At 68.4% G+C, this 19,104-nt stretch carries 19 protein-coding genes and 1 tRNA gene; 12 read left to right on the forward strand and 8 right to left on the reverse strand.

What is annotated here, in order from left to right; all coding sequences use genetic code 11:
* Positions 1–35 precede the first annotated feature (35 nt).
* A tRNA-Glu gene (locus tag GH2_RS01395) sits at positions 36–108 on the forward strand.
* A 228-nt stretch (positions 109–336) separates the two neighbouring features.
* The gene (locus GH2_RS01400; protein ID WP_157085964.1) at positions 337–765 is read left to right on the forward strand and encodes a hypothetical protein; all 429 of its coding nucleotides are present in this window, start codon (positions 337–339) and stop codon (positions 763–765) included.
* Between the two features lie 66 nt (positions 766–831).
* Here GH2_RS01400 and GH2_RS01405 read toward each other — a convergent pair whose 3' ends face one another.
* The gene (locus GH2_RS01405; protein WP_066162083.1) at positions 832–1,332 is read right to left on the reverse strand and encodes a PPOX class F420-dependent oxidoreductase; all 501 of its coding nucleotides are present in this window, start codon (positions 1,330–1,332) and stop codon (positions 832–834) included.
* 44 nt (positions 1,333–1,376) lie between these two features.
* Complete coding sequence (locus tag GH2_RS01410) at positions 1,377–2,096, reverse strand: IclR family transcriptional regulator (RefSeq protein ID WP_066162084.1); 720 nt, start codon at positions 2,094–2,096, stop codon at positions 1,377–1,379.
* A gap of 110 nt (positions 2,097–2,206) precedes the next feature.
* Here GH2_RS01410 and leuC point away from each other — a divergent pair, with 110 nt between their 5' ends.
* The 3 genes from leuC to GH2_RS01425 all read left to right on the forward strand — a co-directional run bounded on the left by leuC (position 2,207) and on the right by GH2_RS01425 (position 5,140).
* Positions 2,207–3,643, forward strand: coding sequence for a 3-isopropylmalate dehydratase large subunit (leuC, locus tag GH2_RS01415; protein ID WP_066162087.1), 1,437 nt, complete (start codon positions 2,207–2,209; stop codon positions 3,641–3,643).
* A gap of 27 nt (positions 3,644–3,670) precedes the next feature.
* Positions 3,671–4,261: a 3-isopropylmalate dehydratase small subunit gene (leuD, locus tag GH2_RS01420; protein WP_066162090.1), complete on the forward strand. Its 591-nt coding sequence runs from the start codon at positions 3,671–3,673 to the stop codon at positions 4,259–4,261.
* A gap of 198 nt (positions 4,262–4,459) precedes the next feature.
* Positions 4,460–5,140: an HU family DNA-binding protein gene (locus GH2_RS01425; protein WP_066162093.1), complete on the forward strand. Its 681-nt coding sequence runs from the start codon at positions 4,460–4,462 to the stop codon at positions 5,138–5,140.
* 111 nt (positions 5,141–5,251) lie between these two features.
* Here the strand turns inward: GH2_RS01425 and GH2_RS01430 are convergent, their stop codons facing one another.
* The 3 genes from GH2_RS01430 to cofC are packed head-to-tail and all read right to left on the reverse strand — an operon-like array spanning position 5,252 to position 9,123.
* Positions 5,252–6,157: an NUDIX hydrolase gene (locus GH2_RS01430; protein WP_066162095.1), complete on the reverse strand. Its 906-nt coding sequence runs from the start codon at positions 6,155–6,157 to the stop codon at positions 5,252–5,254.
* Positions 6,157–8,370: an RNA degradosome polyphosphate kinase gene (locus GH2_RS01435; protein WP_066162097.1), complete on the reverse strand. Its 2,214-nt coding sequence runs from the start codon at positions 8,368–8,370 to the stop codon at positions 6,157–6,159. Before GH2_RS01435 ends, GH2_RS01430 begins: the two co-directional genes overlap by 1 nt.
* Positions 8,371–8,406: 36 nt before the next feature.
* On the reverse strand, positions 8,407–9,123 hold the full coding sequence (cofC, locus tag GH2_RS01440; protein WP_066162100.1) for a 2-phospho-L-lactate guanylyltransferase: 717 nt from the start codon (positions 9,121–9,123) through the stop codon (positions 8,407–8,409).
* Between the two features lie 133 nt (positions 9,124–9,256).
* Between cofC and GH2_RS01445 the strand changes: the two genes are divergently transcribed.
* Entirely contained in the window at positions 9,257–10,258 is a 1,002-nt protein-coding gene (locus GH2_RS01445) for an NAD(P)H-dependent glycerol-3-phosphate dehydrogenase (protein ID WP_066162102.1), read from the forward strand.
* Between the two features lie 33 nt (positions 10,259–10,291).
* Here the strand turns inward: GH2_RS01445 and GH2_RS01450 are convergent, their stop codons facing one another.
* The gene (locus GH2_RS01450) at positions 10,292–10,888 is read right to left on the reverse strand and encodes a DUF3515 domain-containing protein (protein WP_066163241.1); all 597 of its coding nucleotides are present in this window, start codon (positions 10,886–10,888) and stop codon (positions 10,292–10,294) included.
* 97 nt (positions 10,889–10,985) lie between these two features.
* Here GH2_RS01450 and thiL point away from each other — a divergent pair, with 97 nt between their 5' ends.
* Genes thiL through GH2_RS01465 form a run of 3 tightly spaced genes read left to right on the forward strand, consistent with a single transcriptional unit; the run spans position 10,986 to position 13,175 of the window.
* Complete coding sequence (gene thiL / locus GH2_RS01455; protein ID WP_066163243.1) at positions 10,986–11,957, forward strand: thiamine-phosphate kinase; 972 nt, start codon at positions 10,986–10,988, stop codon at positions 11,955–11,957.
* A gap of 17 nt (positions 11,958–11,974) precedes the next feature.
* The gene (locus GH2_RS01460; protein WP_066162106.1) at positions 11,975–12,496 is read left to right on the forward strand and encodes a gamma carbonic anhydrase family protein; all 522 of its coding nucleotides are present in this window, start codon (positions 11,975–11,977) and stop codon (positions 12,494–12,496) included.
* Position 12,497: 1 nt separating this feature from the next.
* Positions 12,498–13,175 carry a uracil-DNA glycosylase gene (locus GH2_RS01465; RefSeq protein ID WP_066162108.1) on the forward strand — a complete coding sequence of 226 codons (678 nt, stop codon included), beginning with the start codon at positions 12,498–12,500 and terminating at the stop codon, positions 13,173–13,175.
* Positions 13,176–13,214: 39 nt separating this feature from the next.
* Here the strand turns inward: GH2_RS01465 and GH2_RS01470 are convergent, their stop codons facing one another.
* Positions 13,215–14,003 (reverse strand): enoyl-CoA hydratase/isomerase family protein, encoded by a 789-nt coding sequence (locus GH2_RS01470; RefSeq protein ID WP_066162110.1) that lies wholly within the window; start codon positions 14,001–14,003, stop codon positions 13,215–13,217.
* A gap of 143 nt (positions 14,004–14,146) precedes the next feature.
* Positions 14,147–14,338 carry a 50S ribosomal protein L28 gene (gene rpmB / locus GH2_RS01475; RefSeq protein ID WP_066163244.1) on the reverse strand — a complete coding sequence of 64 codons (192 nt, stop codon included), beginning with the start codon at positions 14,336–14,338 and terminating at the stop codon, positions 14,147–14,149.
* 346 nt (positions 14,339–14,684) lie between these two features.
* On the opposite strand from rpmB, the gene GH2_RS01480 reads away from it, so the two are divergent.
* The 3 genes from GH2_RS01480 to GH2_RS01490 all read left to right on the forward strand — a co-directional run bounded on the left by GH2_RS01480 (position 14,685) and on the right by GH2_RS01490 (position 19,070).
* Positions 14,685–16,259: a DAK2 domain-containing protein gene (locus GH2_RS01480; protein WP_239588559.1), complete on the forward strand. Its 1,575-nt coding sequence runs from the start codon at positions 14,685–14,687 to the stop codon at positions 16,257–16,259.
* Positions 16,259–18,547 (forward strand): ATP-dependent DNA helicase RecG, encoded by a 2,289-nt coding sequence (recG, locus tag GH2_RS01485; protein WP_066162113.1) that lies wholly within the window; start codon positions 16,259–16,261, stop codon positions 18,545–18,547. Before GH2_RS01480 ends, recG begins: the two co-directional genes overlap by 1 nt.
* 94 nt (positions 18,548–18,641) lie before the next feature.
* Entirely contained in the window at positions 18,642–19,070 is a 429-nt protein-coding gene (locus tag GH2_RS01490) for a CBS domain-containing protein (RefSeq protein ID WP_066162116.1), read from the forward strand.
* Positions 19,071–19,104 lie beyond the last annotated feature (34 nt).

Below are 19,104 nucleotides of genomic sequence, written 5' to 3' on the forward strand. Positions count from 1 at the left end.
TCTGTGCCTCAATACAACTCAATGAGTTGTCCTAGGGCCCCGTCGTCTAGCGGCCTAGGACGCCGCCCTCTCAAGGCGGTAGCGCGGGTTCGAATCCCGTCGGGGCTACAGATAGAGAAGGACCCCCATCCCGCACGAAGTGCGCGATGGGGGTCCTTCTCTATCTGTATTTTCAACTGAGTGATTCGAGGAGGAGCGAAGCGACGGAGTCCCGTCGGGGCGACCGCGCTGGGTAAGAAGGTCTCGGGTTAAAGGCCAAGGGTCGCAGACCAACCCAACAGCCCTAGCTGTGCCCCCACCTTGCGTACTCCGACTCCAACTACTCTCATGATCATCATGTCGCCTCTCCAACTCTCCGCCTCCGCCCTCCCGCACTCCTGGGTACCCGCCGCCGAGTCCGTCACCCACGACCTCGCCGTCATGTACAGCGGACCAGTCGAGGCGTCGGCGGTGACGGCCGACCGGAATTGGCAGTGGGAATCGATGGGAGATGGATTAATCGCCGTAGGAATGACGGGACCAGTGGCCTTTCTGACCGGTAACGGGTTTCGGATCGATGCCCGATTCGGGGAGGCTGCGGTAGTGCTCGCACACCTCGTCCAGGATCACCTCGCCGGATACGAGTACGCACTCTGGCCGGCGTACGAGAACGCCGGGCGCGTGACACGTACGTTGACGCCTGGGCTCCGTGATGGCACTGCGGTCTGGCTTGCGCGTGGCGGCGCTGTCTGGGTACCGATCGGCGGGCTGCGTGCCGACGTCTGACGGCCTTCGCTGCAGACTGTGCCATGTGCTACCTCTCAGGTACCGAATGGCACAGTCTCCCGCAGATCAGTCGCCCAGAAACTCCGCTGTCGACCCGGCGACGGGCATCGCGGGCAGACCGAGTTTGCGGTGGTCCCAGGAGCGGACTCGTGAGGGGACGAGGCGGACGGCGACGCGCTTGTTCATCATCGCCTCCACAGCGGGCTTGAGGTCGTCGCTGTACGGCCCGTTGTAGCGCTCCCACACGCTGATCCCGACGTTGAGGCAGGCGTCGGGATCGTCGTGGATCTCGACCGTTCCCTCGATGCTGACACCGCGCAGTTGGTCGTAGGTGTCGCCGGCCTCGATGAGGATGGTGGCGCGCGGATCACGACGCAGATTCACGACCTTCTGCGACTTCGCCTTGGTCTCGAACCAGATCTCACCGTCGATCACCGCGTACCACATGGCGATCAGGTGAATGCCGTTCTTGCCGACGGTGCCGAGGTTCGCGATCCGGTGCTGCGCGATGAAGTCGGTGATCTCGTCGTCGGACATCACGATGCTCGATCGTTGATTGATTCCCATGCCCGTGACGGTAGTGCGCGGACTATAACGCTGTACAGGGGACGTCAGCTGCGCGCAGGGGAGTCCAGGCGTGCGGTGATCGCGTCGGCGGCGGCGATGACGTCGGTCGCCCACTTCTCGCCGGGCCGACGCCCCATCCGGTCCACGGGGCCGGAGATGGACACGGCGGCGACGACCGCGCCGGAGCCGTCGCGGACGGGTGCGGAGACACTGGCGACGCCGGCCGCGCGTTCGGCGACGCTCTGGGCCCAGCCGCGTCGCCGGATGTCGGCGAGCGTGCGCTCGGAGTAGACGGCGTCGTTGAGCACCGTGCGGAGCGTGTCGGGATCGGCCCAGGCGGCGAGCACCTTGGCTGCGGAACCGGCCGACATCGGCAGCCGTGAGCCCTCGGGCACGGTGTCGCGGAGCCCGGTGGGCGGTTCGACGGCGACGAGGCAGACCCGTTCCACGCCCTCGCGGCGATACAGCTGCACCGACTCTCCGGTCGTCTCCTGCAGGCGGGGGAGCGCGAGCAGTGCGGCCTCGCGCACGGCGTCGCGCGCGGTGGCGGCGAGACGGCCGAGTGTGGGCCCTGGAATCCAGCGACCCGACTCGTCACGGGTGACGAGCTGGTGGACCTCCAGTCCCACGGCCAGCCGGTGGGCCGTGGCCCGCGGCAATCCGGTGACGTCGCACAGTTCGCTGAGATTGCACGGCTGGTCGGCGACGACGTGGAGAATCATCACTGCTTTGTCCAGCACGCCGATTCCGCTATCCTTTCCCATAGGACGATATTAGCCGTCCATATACTGAGATTGAAAGTCCACGGGCGCAGGCCCGGCCGCGGGTCCCCAGCCCGGATGCGCGGCAACTACTAGAAGATGCGAGTGAGCTCATGACGCAGAGCGCCGGAAAACCGCGCACGCTGGCCGAGAAGGTCTGGGACAGTCACGTCGTCGTCCCGGGCGAGGCCGATGCCAGCGGTAATTACAATCCCGACCTGATCTACATCGACCTGCACCTGGTGCACGAGGTGACCAGCCCCCAGGCCTTCGACGGACTCCGGATGGCCGGACGCAAGCTCCGCAGACCCGACCTCACCATCGCGACCGAGGACCACAACGTCCCGACCGTCGACATCTTCAGCCCCATCGCCGATCAGGTGTCTGCGCTGCAGGTGGAGACGCTGCGCCGCAACTGCGAGGAGTTCGGCGTCGGGCTGTACCCGATGGGCGACGCCGAGCAGGGCATCGTGCACGTCGTCGGACCGCAGCTCGGCCTGACCCAGCCCGGGATGACGGTCGTTTGCGGCGACAGCCACACGTCGACCCACGGTGCATTCGGGGCCCTCGCGATGGGCATCGGCACCTCTGAGGTGGAGCACGTCATGGCCACCCAGACGCTGTCGCTGCGGCCGTTCAAGACCATGGCCATCACCGTCGACGGCGAACTGCCGCCCGGCGTGACGAGCAAGGACCTGATCCTGGCCGTGATCGCTCAGATCGGCACCGGCGGCGGTCAGGGCCACGTCCTGGAGTACCGCGGCTCGGCCATCGAGAAGCTGTCGATGGAAGCCCGCATGACGGTCTGCAACATGTCGATCGAGGCCGGCGCCCGCGCGGGCATGATCGCGCCCGATGCAACCACGTACGAGTTCCTCAAGGGACGCCCGCACGCACCGCAGGGCGAGGACTGGGACGCGGCCGTCGAGTACTGGAACTCGCTGCGGACCGACGACGACGCCGTCTTCGACCGTGAGGTCCACATCAACGCCTCCGAGCTGACCCCGTTCGTCACCTGGGGCACCAACCCCGGCCAGGGGCTGCCGCTGGGCGCGAACGTCCCCGACCCCGCCGACATCGTCGACGAGACCGAGTCCCTCGCCGCCGCGCGCGCACTGGAGTACATGGACCTGACGCCCGGCACGCCGCTGCGCGAGGTCAAGGTCGACACCGTCTTCGTCGGATCGTGCACCAACGGTCGCATCGAGGACCTGCGTGCCGTCGCAGGCATCCTCAAGGGCCGCACCGTGGCCGACGGCATGCGGATGCTCGTCGTGCCCGGATCGATGAAGGTCCGCGCTCAGGCCGAGGAGGAGGGGCTCGGTGAGATCTTCACCGCGGCAGGCGCGGAATGGCGCATGGCGGGCTGCTCGATGTGCCTGGGCATGAACCCCGACCAGCTGGCGCCGGGGGAGCGCTGCGCGTCGACGTCGAACCGCAACTTCGAGGGACGCCAGGGCAAGGGCGGACGCACGCACCTCGTCTCGCCCGAGGTGGCCGCCGCGACCGCCGTGCGTGGCACGCTCGCTGCCCCCGCCGACCTCGACTAGCCATCCGCTGGAGGACAAGGACACATCATGGAACCGTTCATCACCCACACCGGTGTCGGAGTTCCGCTGCAGCGGAGCAACGTCGACACCGACCAGATCATCCCGGCCGTCTACCTCAAGCGCGTCACGCGCACGGGCTTCGAGGACGGCCTGTTCGCGGCCTGGCGCGGAGATCCCGACTTCATTCTCAACAACGAGCCCTGGAGCCACGGCTCGGTCCTGGTGGCCGGGCCCGACTTCGGCACCGGCTCCTCGCGTGAGCACGCGGTTTGGGCGCTGATGGATTTCGGCTTCCGCGTGGTGATCTCCTCGCGCTTCGCCGACATCTTCCGCGGCAACGCCGGCAAGGCGGGACTCGTTGCGGCACAGGTGGAACAGTCCGACGTCGAGCTGATCTGGAAGCGGCTGGAAGCCGAGCCCGGACTCGAGGTGACCGTCGACCTCGAGGCCAAGACCGTCACCGTCGGCGACCTCGTGGTGCCGCTCCAGATCGACGACTACACGCGCTGGCGGCTGATGGAGGGGCTCGACGACATCGGCCTCACCCTGCGACAGACCGACGCGATCGCCGAGTACGAACAGCGGCGTCCGTCGTTCAAACCGACGACATTGCCCTAGCGCGCGACCCTGACATCGGCGAATGGACATTCGGGACGCTCACGGCGAGAGACGATTTCGGCTCTTTCCGTGAGTGTTCTGTTCGGGGACCGAACTTCTCGCATCAATTTGCCCTGGATGGCTTACATCGCGGCGTAATCCGTTTACCGTGTGGATAGCTGGCTCGATCCGGCCAGCGCAATACCTGCGGAGGTACGGATGAACAAGGCAGAACTCATCGAGGAGCTGACCAAGCGCCTCGATGCGGATAGAAAGACCGCGACGAGCTTCGTCGAACAGACCATCGACGCCATCGTGCGCGCCGTGAACAAGGGCGAGAGCGTCACCATCACCGGCTTCGGCGTCTTCGAGAAACGACGTCGCGCAGCCCGAGTGGCACGGAACCCGCGGACGGGTGAGACCGTGAAGGTGAAGGCGACGTCGGTTCCGGCGTTCCGTCCGGGCGCCCAGTTCAAGGCGATCGTGTCGGGCAAGCAGAAGCTCAAAGCCGGGCAGCCCGCGGTGAAGCGCGCCTCGGCAGAGCCCGCGGCCGCAGCGAAGACGACCGCAGCGAAGACGACCGCGGAGAAGGCGGCGCCTGCGAAGAAGACCGTCGCCAAGAAGGCAGCGACGAAGAGCGCTGCGGAGAAGGCTGCACCGGCCAAGAAGACCGCAGCGAAGAGCACAGCAGCCAAGAAGACCGCCGCGAAGAGCACCGCAGCTAAGAAGACCGCAGCGAAGAAGACCGCTGCGAAGGCGACGTCGGCGAAGAAGGCGGCCACGAAGTCGACCGGCGCCGCGAAGAAGGCGACGCCCGCGAAGAAGACGGCCGCGAAGAAGACGGCCGCGAAGAAGAGCGCGGCGAAGAAGACCGCCGCCAAGAAGTCCACTCCGAACTAGGGAGCACAACGCTCGAGCGAATCTGACTGCCGCCGAAGGGTACTGGATACGACTCGGCCCCTGTTCGCACGATGTGCGCGCAGGGGCCGAACCCGTCTCCGGGCGCGCCGGTCACATCACCAGCGGTGTCGGGATGTGGTCGGCCGCCACCAGGTCGCCGTCGCGGGTGGTGAGGATCCACACGCTGCCCTTGAGGTTGTCCGAGGCCGGGAGCCCGACGCCGTCGACGGCCGCCCAGCGACGCAGGATCCCCGGAATCACCCCGCCCTGGCTGCAGACCACGTGGATGGAGCCGGTCTTGCGGCCGATCTTGCGCAGCCGTTCGTATCCGGCGTCCGGGTCGGCGTCGAACGCCTCCTCGGACAGGGTCGGCTCCAGTTTGATGTCGGCGCGCAGCGATTCGGCGAGCGGCGTCAACGTCTGCACGCAGCGGGTCCGGTCGGCAGCGTGGAGACGGTGTCCGCCGTACAGGGGGAGCAGCTCGCGAAGCGCCGCCGCCTGCTGCACGCCGCACGCGTCCAGTGGCCGCAGCCGGTCGTCGCCGTCCCAGTCCTGGGGGTGACCAGCCCACGCGTGCCGCACCACGATCGTCGTGTGCAGTTCACGCACCGGCCGTGCCGCGAACGTGTGCAGGACCGACCGATCGGCGTCGTAGCTGACTTTGTCGATCGCGTCGGGCACCGACAGCCACCGGAGGGCGTCGCATTCGTGGTTCGGGGTGAAGGCGCCGCCGACGGCCTCGGTGGCCCAGTAGCCGACGCGTTTGGGCGTCCCCGATCCGAGGCGGTACGCGACCGTCTGGAGATGGTGCCCGATGCGGATCTCGAACCCGGTCTCCTCGACCAACTCTCGCGCTGCGGTCACCGGCAGGATCTCACCGGGCTCGGCCTTGCCCTTCGGCAGCGACCAGTCGTCGTACCGGGGACGGTGCACCAGTGCCACCTTGACCCCCGACGACTTGCTCGGCTTCCAGAGCACGCCGCCGCCCGCCCACACCGTCCGCATGGGACGACCCATCAGGACTTGGCCGGATCGGCGTGATGGCGCTGCCGGATCATCATCTGTCGCTGGTGGTCGCGCACCTGTTCACCGGCCGCAGGCTGTGCCTGCCAACTGCCGTCGGAGCGCAGTTCCCAGCAGCGCGTGCGGGGATCCAGCGCGGAGACGAAGATGTCCTCCAGATCGGCGGCGAGGCGCCGATCGCGGACCTGAACCATCACTTCGACGCGGCGGTCCAGGTTGCGGTGCATCATGTCGGCGCTGCCGATCCAGTACTCGTTCTGAGCACCGAACTGCAGAATCCGCGAGTGCTCCAGGAACTGCCCGAGGATGGAGCGGACGACGATGTTCTCGCTGAGTCCTTCGACACCCGGACGCAACGCGCAGATGCCGCGCACGACCACCTCGACCGGCACCCCCGCCTGGGAGGCGCGGTAGAGCGCATCGATGACCTGCTCGTCGACCAGCGCGTTGGCCTTCAATCGGATCCGCGCGCGGTCGTCGCCCGCGCGATGTGCCGCGATCTCGGCCTGGATCCGATCGATGATCCCCGTCCGGATGCCGTGCGGAGCCACCAGCACATTGCGGTACTCCTGTTTACGCGAGTAGCCGGTCAGCGTGTTGAACAGATCGGTCAGGTCCGCGCCGATCTCCGGCGCCGCGGTGAACAGACCCACGTCCTCGTAGAGACGAGCGGTCTTGGGGTTGTAGTTGCCGGTGCCGATGTGGCAGTACCGGCGCAGGGTGGAGCCTTCGCGGCGGATCACCAGACACGTCTTGCAGTGCGTCTTGAGGCCGACGAGTCCGTAGACCACGTGGACGCCTGCCTGCTCCAGCGTGCGTGCCCATTTGATGTTGGCCTGTTCGTCGAAGCGCGCCTTGAGCTCCACCAGGGCGACGACCTGCTTGCCCGCCGCGGCGGCGTCGATCAGCGCGCGAACGATCGGCGAGTCGCCCGACGTGCGGTACAGGGTCTGCTTGATGGCGAGGACCTGCGGGTCGGCGGCGGCCTGCTCGATGAAGCGCTGGACGCTCGTCGAGAAGGAGTCGTACGGATGCTGCACCAGGACGTCGCCGTCGCGCAGCGTGGAGAAGATGCTCTTCGGGGTCTCGCGCTCGCCGAACGCCGGGTGCGTGGCGGGGACGAACGGGCGTTCCTTCAGCGCGGGACGGTCCACGCCGTAGATCTGCCACAGGCACGTCAGATCCAGCAGCCCGGGGATCGCGACCACGTCGGCCGGATCCACATCGAGCTCACGCAGCAGCAGTTCCAGCATGTGCTCGGTCATGTCGTCGCCGACCTCGAGGCGCACCGGCGAACCGAAGCGGCGGCGGGCGAGTTCGCGCTCTAGGGCCTGCAGCAAGTCCTCGTCGCGGTCCTCATCCACCTCGAAATCGGCGTTGCGGGTCACCCGGAAGACGTGGTGTTCGACGATGTCCATGCCGGGGAAGAGCTCCGACAGGTTCGCGGCGATCAAGTTCTCGACGGGAAGGAACAGCGCCGGGCGCGGGGCGTCGTCGATCACGGTCGCGTCCGACGGCGCCAACTGGTCCACGCGGACGAACCGGTTCACATTGTCCGGCACCTTGACACGGGCGAAGTGTTCGCCCCCGTAGCTGCCGGAGTCGTCGTCGTCCCCGGCACGGTCGCGCACGGTGACCGCCAGGTTCAGGCTCAAGCCCGAGATGTAGGGGAACGGGTGCGCGGGGTCCACCGCCAGCGGCGTCAGAATTGGGAACAGCTCGTTGTGGAAGTGCTCGCGCATCCGGGTGCGCTGCGCGGCGCTCAGGTCGTCCCAACCGATGATCTTGATGTTCTCGGCGGTCAGAGCGGGCAAGACCGAGTCGCGGAACACGCGCGCGTGTCGATCGGACACCTTCTGGCTGCGCAGGGCGATCATCTGCAACTGTTCGCGCGGTGAACGGCCGTCGGCCGACCGGACCGACAGTCCGGTCTCGTCGCGGCGTTTCAGTCCGGCGACGCGGACCATGAAGAACTCATCGAGATTCGAGGCGAAGATCGCGAGGAACTTGGCGCGCTCCAGGAGCGGCAGCGAGACGTCCTCGGCCAGTGCCAACACGCGGGAGTTGAAATCGAGCCAACTGAGCTCTCGGTTGAAATAGCGGTCGATGGGCAGGTCCGCTGTTTCATCAGGGTCCACAGTCTCCGCGGGCAGGGCAGCCGGCAGGTCCGTCTGTGGTTCAGTCTCGATCTCGTCCGTGGCACTCACGCGTCAATTGTGAACCATGCCCGCGGCCCTGTCCTGTCAGCTCCGGAGAAACTCGCCGTTCGTGTCGGATCGGGCGCCCGGTGCGACCGAAGTGACCGCGCGCTCTGTGCGCGGACCCAGACCGAGTCGGGCCGCCGCCGCGAGGTCGTCGGGCGTGTCGACGTCGGTGCGCAGTCGCGCCCACCGCGCGCGGCCCGGATCGAGTTCCACCGCGCCCGCCGTCCGGTGCGCCGCGGCGGAGCCGGGGCCGAACCGCGGGGCGAACACGACGCCCGAGCGGACGACGAGCAGCGCCGTGCCCGTCCCGCTGCGGTCGGCGACGAACGTCGCGTCGACGTCGTGTCCAAGCACCTCGTCGGCCTCGGCGAGCGCTGCGGTCAGCGTGGCGGCGTCGAGCGCGGCGAGGTCGGCTTGCAACGCGGCGACGGTGTCGACGTGCGCGTCGGCGTGGGCGTGTGCGAGGCCGTGCGCCAACGCGGCATTGAGGGGCGAGAGGCTGCCGGCCGGCGGTTCGGCGAGTGTCCGGGCCCCGAAGGCGGCGGCGATCTCATCGACGCGGGGGTCGGGGGTCACCACCGTCACGCGGGAGATCCCGGCGCCCTGGACGGCTGCGAGCGTGTCGGCGAGCATCGCCGCCACCAAATCGCGACGGCGGTCGGCGGGACCGACGGCCGAGAGCCGCGATTTCGCGGCGTCGAGCCGCTTCACGGCGAGGACGACGGCGACCGAAGGCGAAGCGGGCATGCACACCATGGTGCAGCACCGGCCGGCCGAGTGCCGCGGCGGTCGCCGCACACCCCAATCCAGTCGAACCGCACCGGAGGAGCGATAGGGTGGACCGCAGTTTCGTCCACCGGGCTAGGAGTGCGAGTTGCGAGCAGTAGTGATGGGTGCGGGGTCATGGGGCACGGCCGTGGCGAAGGTGCTGGCCGACGCAGGCAACGATGTCAAGATCTGGGCGCGCCGCAGTGAGCTGGTGGATCAGATCAACACCCATCACGAGAACCGCGACTATCTGGCTGGCTATCCGCTCCCGGACACCATCCGCGGGGTCGCCGCCGTCGAGGAGGCCCTCAGCGACGTGGACCTCGTCGTCTGCGCCGTGCCGTCTCAATCGCTGCGCGGCAACCTGGAGCAGTGGCGCGAACATCTGCCCGCCGATGCCGTGCTGTTGTCGCTGGCGAAGGGCGTGGAGATCAGCTCCGGTAAGCGGATGAGCGAGGTGATCGCGGAAGTCACCGAGTTCCCGGCCCGCCAGATCGCGGTGCTGTCCGGACCCAACCTCGCGAAAGAGGTGGCGCAGGGCCAGCCTGCGGCGACCGTCATCGCCTGCGTCGACGAGGACCAGGCCAAGCGGGTGCAGGAGGCGTTCGCGACCGGCTACTTCCGGCCGTACACCAACGTCGACGTGGTCGGCTGCGAGATCGGCGGCGCGGCCAAGAACGTGATCGCCCTGGCCTGCGGGATGGCATCCGGTCTCGGGTTCGGCGAGAACACGCTCGCGACGATTATCACGCGGGGGCTCGCCGAGACCATTCGGCTCGGCGCCTCCCTCGGCGCCGACATCACCACGCTGGCGGGCCTCGCAGGCATCGGCGACCTCGTCGCCACCTGCTCGTCGCCGCTCTCGCGCAACCGCACCTTCGGCGCCCGGTTGGGGGAGGGCGCCACCCTGGAGGAGGCGCAGGCCGCGACCAACGGCCAGGTGGCCGAAGGCGTCAAGTCCTGCGCGTCGGTGTTGGCCCTCGCCCGGGAGAACGGCGTGGACATGCCGCTGACCGAAGCGGTGAACCGGGTGTGCCACGAGGGCATGTCGGTGCCGGACATGGTCGCCTCACTGCTGGGTCGTAGCACCAAGCCCGAGGTGTACGGGGCCGCGGCGCCGTAGAACGCCGACTGACTCGGTCGCGGGCGCGCCGGATCAGTCGCCGAAGTCGAGCGGCGCGGGCGTCAAGTTCTCGGCGATCAGCGCCGACAGATCGGTGATCGGTCCGTTGCCCGCCTGGACCGGCACCCACACGGCGATGTACGGGCGATGGTCGACGCTCACGAACGCCTGACCGGTGCCCGACTCGCTGTCAGTGAGAAACCACTGGATCGGGTTGATCACCTGGAGCGCGCTGGTGGGCGCCAGATCCGTCGGGCGTTGCACACCGCAGCGCAGCACCAGCGGATCCGATCCCTCTTTGCGCCAGCGGACGGTGGTGTCGTCGATGGTCTTGTCGTTGAAGTCGCCGAGCCGGGCGGGCAGTTTCGCGATGAAGTCGGTGCATTTGTCGGCGCCCGGGCCGCCCGTCGCGTAGCCGTCGATGGGCGAGGTCGGGGTCCCGTTGCCCGAGTACTTCAGGGCGGCGAAGGCGATGAACCCCGCGATCACCAACACCGGCACCGTGATCAGCGTCGCGATGAGGGCTGGACTCAGTCGTGCGCTGGGATCGGCGTCCGCCGTGGCAGTGTCGGTGGACGGCCGCACAGTGGGCTCGTCGTCACCGGTCGGCGTATCGGGCACATCGCTCATGATGCCAGTCTTGCCGATGATCCCGGTCGGTGAGAAATCTTCTCGGTGAGAAATCGCCGGTGCGGGCGTGTCGCGAGCGGCCGGTAGCATCGTCGCAGTGAAGACGGTGGGCGAGGTCGGCGAGCGCGCATTGATCGCGATGTTCACCGATGCGGCGAGGACAGGGCCGGGCGACGTCGTGATCGGTTCCGGCGACGACGCCGCGGTCTTCGTGCCCACCGGTCCGGTGGTGGTCAGCACCGACACCGCCGTCGCCGGCCGACACTTCCGATTCGACTGGTCCAGCCCGCGACAGATCGGGGCGCGCGCGGTGGTGCAGAGCGCTGCCGACATCGCGGCGATGGGCGGCGTTCCGACCGGAGTCGTCGTCTCCATCGGCTGCCCTCCGACCACCCCCGTCGACCGCATTCTGGAACTCAACGCGGGCATCGTCGCGCAGACGCACGCCTACGGCGCGAAGGTCCTCGGCGGCGATCTGGTGTCGGCGGCGGAGGTGGTGCTGACGGTCACCTCGCTCGGCGTGCTCGACGGGACCGCGGCCGTCGCGCTGTCCGGGGCGCGCGGGGGCGACGTCTTGGCCGTCAGCGGTCCGCTCGGCGGACCGGCGGGCGGGTTGGCCGCGCTCGCCGCCGTCGAACACGGTGCGGACCGGGCCCTGCTGGCCGAGTTCTCCTCCCTGGTCGACAACCATCGGCTGCCGCAGCCCGACCTGGCTCAGGGGCGGATCGCGGCCCTCGCCGGAGCACATGCGATGACCGACGTGTCGGACGGTCTGGTGGAGGAGCTCATCACCATGTCCGCAGCGTCGCACGTGCGGCTCGACGTGGAGTCGGCGCGGATCCCGCAGGCGGACGGCCTCGACGAACTCGGTGCGGCGCTCGGTGTGGATCCGCTGCGATGGACGCACGGCGGCGGGGAGGAGCACGAGTTGCTGGCCTCGTTCTCGCCTCCGTCGGTGCCGGACGGCTGGACCGTGATCGGGCGGGTGACCGCGGCGGCGCCGGGCGCATGGATCGACGGCGCACCGGTGGGCGAGATCCGCGGGTGGCAATCGTTCACACAAGCGTGACCTGATTAGATCGTCGCATGGCTGTCTACGCACTCGGCGATCGTGAACCGGTCCTCGGCAACGATGTCTTCATTCATCCCGACGCGACGGTGATCGGCGCCGTCACGCTCGGCGACGGGGTCTCGATCTGGCCCGGCTGCGTGCTGCGCGGCGACTACGGAACCATCACCATCGGCGCCCGCAGCAACATCCAGGACGGCACCGTCATCCACTGCACCTTCGTCGATCCCACCGTGCTCGGGGCCGGTTGCGTGGTGGGCCACAACGCCCACATCGAAGGCTCGACGATCGGCGACAACTGCCTGATCGCCTCCGGGTCCATCGTCCTCAACAAGTCGGTGATCGGCGCCGGTTCGGTGGTCGGAGCGGGGGCTGTGGTCCCGTTCGGCTTCGAGGTCCCCGAACGGTCGATGGCGCTGGGCGTTCCCGCCAAGATCCGTGCGGGCTACCAGGTGCCCGAAGGCCACGTCGACGACAACGTGGAGCTGTACTACCAGAACGCGCAGTACTACCGGCAGAACCTTCGGAGGCTCGATTAAAGTGTCGGCGAAACCGCTCTCTGAACTGATCGATCCGGGCTGGGCGAAGGCGCTGGCGCCGGTGGAGCCGGTGGTCGCGCGGATGGGCGAGTTCCTGCGCGCAGAGAACGCCGCGGGACGCCGCTATCTGCCCGCCGGCCAGAACGTGCTCCGCGCGTTCACCCATCCGTTCGACGACGTGCGCGTGCTGATCGTCGGTCAGGATCCGTACCCGACGCCCGGGCACGCCGTCGGATTGAGCTTCTCGGTGGCCCCTGATGTCGCGCCGATCCCGCGGTCGCTGCAGAACATCTACAAGGAGTACTGCGACGACCTCGGGTTTCCGCGTCCGGCCACCGGCGACCTCACACCGTGGGCCGAGCAGGGCGTGCTGCTGCTGAACCGGGTGCTGACGGTGATGCCCGGCGAGCCGGCGTCGCACCGGAACAAGGGGTGGGAGGCGGTCACCGAGTGCGCGATCAAGGCACTCGCCGCGCGCGACGAACCGCTGGTCGCGATCCTGTGGGGCAACGACGCCCGTCGTCTCGCCGAGTGGCTGCCCGACGTCCCGACCATCGAGTCGGTGCATCCGTCGCCGCTGTCGGCGTCGCGTGGGTTCTTCGGCTCCCGGCCGTTCTCGCGCGCCAATGACGAACTCCTCGACATCGGCGGCGAGCCGGTGGACTGGCGACTGCCCTGATCGAGCCGGTGCGGTGAGTGCTCGGTCCGCGGTGAGTGCTTACCGCACGCCGCGGTAGTCGGGCGCCCGCTTGGCGAGGAAGGCGTCGACGCCCTCGATGCCCTCGGCCGTCGCGCTGAGCACCGAGATGGACGCGCCCTCGGCGGCGAAATGGTCGGTCAGCGACCGCGTGGCGCCCTCGTGCACCAGCCTGCGGATGGCGCGGTACGAGCCGCGGGGGCCCGCGGCGAGCGTCGCAGCGGCCTCGTACGCCTTCTGCTCCACGGCGTCGTCGGCGACGATCTCCGACAGGATGCCGAGCTCCAGTGCACGCTCGGCGTCGAGGATCTGGTCGGTCATGATGATGTGCCGGGCGCGGGCGGCGCCGACGACGCGCGGCAACTGCCACGACATGCCGCCGTCGGGCGACAGGCCGATGCCGGGGTAGGCCGGACGCAGCTTGGTGGACGTGCCGCCGATCGCGATGTCGGCGTGCAGCACCAGGCTCATGCCCGCACCGGCGGCCCAGCCCTTGACCGCCGCGACGACGGGGAGCTGCGACTCGTAGAGGTACGCGAGCGTGGAGTGCAGGTCGTCGGCCAGGCCGCGCAGGTAGTCGGCCCGGTCGTCGGCTGCAGCGAACTGGGCGACGTTGCCGCCGGCGCAGAAGTTCTTGCCGTCACCGCGCAGGACGACGACGTCGGCGTCGAGGGCGCCGCGGGTCACCGCGCGGAGGGCGTCCCGCGATTCCAGAACCAGTTCGTGGTCGAGCGCGGTGCCTGCGTTCGCGGTGGACATGGTGAGCGTGAGGATGCCGTTGTCGTCGACATGAACCAGATCAGAAGCCATGCCGAGTACTTTACTGAACGCTCGGTCGTGATGGGTTCGGAGGGAGGGCAACGAGGTTCACCGATCCTGGTTGCCGCCCGGGGCCGGACACGACGAAATCGCCGCCCGGCACTGCCGGACGGCGATCGTGAAGCGTTAGTCGCTCAGGCCTGGACGGTCTTGCCGGCCTTGAGGCACGAGGTGCACACGTTCTGGCGCTTCTTGTTGCCGGGGGCAACCTCAACGCGCACGGACTGGATGTTCGGGTTCCAGCGCCGGTTGGTGCGCCGGTGCGAGTGCGAGACCGACTTGCCGAAGCCAGGGCCCTTACCGCAAACGTCACATACGGCAGCCATTTCGAACTCCCTTGGTAGAAAATGGTGGTCAATGGTCAGCCGACTGTAGAGCGCTGCAAGGCGCGCCGCGTCTATCGGCAACCTGACCAGAATAACCGCGAAACCGGTCGTGACCAAATCGGGCTGCTCGATGCCTCCGAGTCCTGCACCGGGGTCGTCCGATACGTCTGTGTCGGCGGGGGACGGTAACCTCAGGCGCAAGAGTGAGCGTAGACGGTCGGCGCGGGCGGCGGGGACAGAAAGGGCGGGTGGAGAAGTGTCTGGACGCATCGGAGACAGCAGCACCTCGATCAATCCGCAGCTCATCAGAGACTGGGTGCAGGCGTGCGCGGACGGCCTCGAGACGATGCGCTCGGAGATCAATGCACTCAATGTGTTCCCGATTCCCGACTCGGACACCGGCAGCAACATGGCGTACACCATGGCCGGTGCGGTGGCCGCACTCGACGAGTTGACCGATCAGTCCGATCTGCAGACCGTGACTCGAGCCCTGGCCGATGCCGCTGTGTCGGCCGCGCGTGGCAACTCCGGCGTCATCCTGTCGCAGGTGCTCATCGGCCTGGCCGACGCCGCAGACCTCGCCGTGGAGGAGAACGACCCCAGCTTCAACCGACTCGTCAAGAACGGTCTGCGGCTCGGCGCCCTGGCGGCCCGGCGCGCCGTCAGCGAGCCGCGCGAGGGCACGGTGCTCACGGTGCTGCGGGTCGCGGCCGAGAGCGCGTCGGCCAACGTGAACGGGTCGCCCGCCGATCTGGCGCGAGCCGTCGCCGACGACTGCGCCCAGGCCCTCGACCTGACGCCGGACCAGATGCCCGAACTGGCGAACGCGGGGGTGGTCGACGCGGGTGGGCGCGGCTTCCTGGTGATCGCCGACGCGCTGGTCCTGGTGGTCACCGGGGTCGCGAACAAACGACGCGCCTACCGCGGGATCCTCAGCGCAGGCGGCGGACTCACCGGTCACGACGACGGCGAGTGCGCAGACGAGGGCGACACCGACTTCGAGGTGATGTACCTGCTCGAGGCCACCGACGGCTCACGGATCGGCGAACTGCGGGACCGGCTCGGCGAGCTCGGCGACTCCATCGTCATCGTCGGTGACAGCTCTGCCGCCGCCGAACGCTTCTCGGTGCACGTGCACACCGACGAACCGGGCGCCGCGGTGGAGGCGGGCATCGGCGTCGGCTGTGTCTCCGACATCCGGATCAGCTGCTTTGCGCTCGACGCCATCCGCTCGGTCCCCGGGGCCAACGATCCGCCGCCGAGGTACAAGCGCGCGGTGGTCGCGCTCGTCACCGGCGCCGGTGCCGAAGAACTGTTCACCGAGGCCGGTGCCTCGGTGGTCCGGGCCGACCACGGGGTGCACCCGGCGACCCTCTCCGAGGCGATCCGCGTCGCCGACAGCGCCCACGTGATCGTCATGGGCAACGGGATGATGTCGTCCCAGGACCTCGTTCAGGTCGGTGCGCAGGCACGGTCGCCACAGCGGTCGGTGGTGTTCCTGCCGACGCTGTCGATGGTGCAGTGCCTGTCGGCGCTCGCCGTGCACGAGCCCGATGAGGAGTCCGACGTCGACGCCTTTGCGATGGCCGAAGCCGCCGCGAGCACCCGCTGGGGTTCGCTGATGCGCTCCAACAGCAAGATGATGACCCTCGCGGGCACCTGCGACATCGGCGACACCCTGGGCCTCATCGGCTCCGACGTCCTGGTGATCGCCCCCGAACAGCGACAGGCGGCGACCGCCCTGCTCGACCTGATGCTCGCCACCGGCGGCGAGATGGTGACGGTCCTGGCCGGCCGCGACCTCGACGCCGACGCGCGCGAGGCGATCACCGCGCACGTCCGCAGCCACTACGCGGGCATCGAACTGGCGCTGTACGAGTCGGGACAGTCCGGCGATCTGCTGCAGATCGGCGTCGAGTGATGCTGACGACCGCGTCACCGCTGAGCGAGTCGTCGATCGACCCCGCCCTGCTCACGAAGCTCCACGGTCTGGAGTTGACGACCGTCGGCGAGCTGTTGCGGTATGTGCCGCGTCGTTACCTCCGCCGCGGCCACCTGACCGAATCCGAACGCCCCGAGCCGGGGGAGTGGATCACCGTCGTCGGTCGCATTCAGAAGGCGCAGATGATCCAGATGAAGCGCCGCTACGGACAGTTCCTGAAAGTGGTCGTCAACGACGGCCGCGCCAACTACGAGGCCAGCTTCTTCAATGCGCGCTGGATCCAGAAGGTGCTGAAGCCGGGAACCCGCGTCGCGATGGCGGGCACCGTCAAACTGTTTCAGAACCAGGTGCAGCTGTCGCATCCGGACTGGATGGTGATGCCCGAGGACGACGGCATCGACGTCGTCGGGAACGCCGCGCTGATCGGCGAGATGTACGCCGACGACGCGGACGGCGACTCGGGCGCGGGCAAGCACGGATCGACGGCGTCGGCCGACGACGTGGCCAACTTCTCCCGCGACATCATCCCCATGTACCCGGCGACCAAAGACGTGCAGACGTGGGAGGTCTGGCGGGCGGTGCGGCAGGTGCTCGCCGACACCGCGCCCGCTGCGGATGCGCTCACAGAACGGCAGCGCACTGAGCGCGGGCTGATCACCGGCGACGAGGCCATCCATCGCGTGCACCTGCCCGAGACCCTCGACGACATCGAGGCCGCACGGGCGCGACTGAAGTTCGACGAGGCGCTGGCCGTGCAGACCGAACTCGCACGACGGCGCTTCAGCGCCGTGGCCGAGTACGCGCAGTCGTGTCGGCACGTGCCCGGCGGGCTGGAGGACCAGTTGCTGGCACGACTGCCGTTCCAGCTCACCGACGGGCAGAAGGACGTGCTGCTCGAGATCGGCGAGGACCTCGCCGACGAACACCCGATGAGCCGACTCCTGCAGGGCGAGGTGGGTTCAGGTAAGACGCTCGTCTCCTTGCTGGCGATGCTCCGCGTCGTCGACAACGGCCACCAGTGCGCCATCCTCGCGCCCACCGAAGTCCTTGCCGCCCAGCACTATCGCACGGTCATGACGATGCTCGGCGACCTGGCGCGCGCCGGCGAACTCGGCGCCGCCGACGGCGCGACACGCGTCGGGCTGCTCACCGGATCGCTCGGCACCGCGGCCAAACGTCAGGTGCTGCTCGATGCCGTCACCGGCGACGCGGGCATCGTGATCGGGACCCACGCCCTGCTCGAAGAGCACGTGGAGTTCTTCGACCTCGGCATGGTGGTCGTCGACGAGCAGCACCGGTTCGGCGTCGAACAACGGGACGTGCTCCGCGGCAAGGGGCGTGACGACACCCGCCCCCACTTCCTCGTCATGACCGCCACCCCGATTCCGCGGACCGTCGCGATGATCACCTTCGGCGACCTCGACACGTCGGTGATGACCGAGTTGCCGCGCGGCCGGCAGCCGATCACCACCAGCGTGGTGCCGATGCGGAAGGCGACGTGGGTCGACCGCGTGTGGGCGCGCGCCAACGAGGAGATCGACGCCGGTCGTCAGGCGTATGTGGTGTGCACCAAGATCGGCGACGAGCAGACCAACGCGAAGAAGGGCAAGGCGAAGAAGGGCAAGAAGGGCGGCCCGCAGCAGGACGCCGAGGACGAGACGATCTCGGTCCTGGAACTCGCCGAGCAGTTGGCGGCGGGGCCGCTCGCCGGACGTCGCCTCGGCATCCTGCACGGCCGATTGCCCGCCGACGAGAAGAACGACGTGATGGACGCCTTCACTCGCGGCGAGATCGACATCCTGGTCGCGACCACCGTCATCGAGGTGGGCGTCGACGTCCCGAACGCCACGATGATGGTCATCGTCAACGCCGAACGCTTCGGCGTGAGCCAACTGCATCAGCTCCGCGGTCGTGTCGGTCGCGGGCAGCACGCCGGGCTGTGCCTGCTGATGACGATGGCGGGCGACATGGGGCAGTCGATGGAACGACTGCGCGCCGTCGAAGCGAGCACCGACGGATTCGAGCTCGCGCGCGTCGACCTCGCCCAGCGACGCGAAGGCGACATCCTCGGTTCGCTGCAGTCGGGCGGTAAGAGCTCGCTCAGCTTCCTGTCGCTGCTCGACGACGTCGAGGTGATCGCCGACGCCCGCGACCTCGCCGAGCAGATCGTCCTCGACGACCCCGAGCTGGTCGCGCATCCCGCGCTCGCCGACCTGGTGCACTCCATCCTGCTGCCCTCGCGTGCGGAGTACCTCGACAAGTCGTAGACCTCGACGGTTGCCCTGCCGCGCCTCTGGTCTTTTCGCCTGAAATGGCGGACGCTAGAGAAGTCGAAGTCAGCTCACAGAGTGGAGGACGGCCATGCGGATCGCGCAGATCTTGGGCAAGAAGGGCAGCGGAGTCATCACGGTGCGGGAGGGCGCGACGGTGCGCAGCCTGCTCGCGACTCTCGACGAATGGAACATCGGCGCCGTGGTGGTGGTCGGGGACGGCGGGGCGCTGGCGGGCATCGTGTCCGAGCGCGACGTGGTCCGCCGCCTGTACGCGCACGGCGCGGCGATTCTGGAGGGACCGATCTCGGCGATCATGACGCCGGTGATGCACACGTGCTCGCCGGATGATCCCATCGAGGGGCTCCGCGAGACGATGACCGAGCATCGCGTCCGGCACCTGCCGGTCCTCGACGACGGTGAGTTGGTCGGCATCATCAGCATCGGCGACGTGGTCAAGAGCGCGATCGACGAGCTCGAGACCGAACGCGAGCACCTGGTGCAGTACATCCAGCACTGACCGCCTCCAGTACCGGACTGTCGCCGCCGATCCC

Source organism: Gordonia hydrophobica NBRC 16057 (genome assembly GCF_001592365.1).
Lineage (GTDB): Bacteria > Actinomycetota > Actinomycetes > Mycobacteriales > Mycobacteriaceae > Gordonia > Gordonia hydrophobica.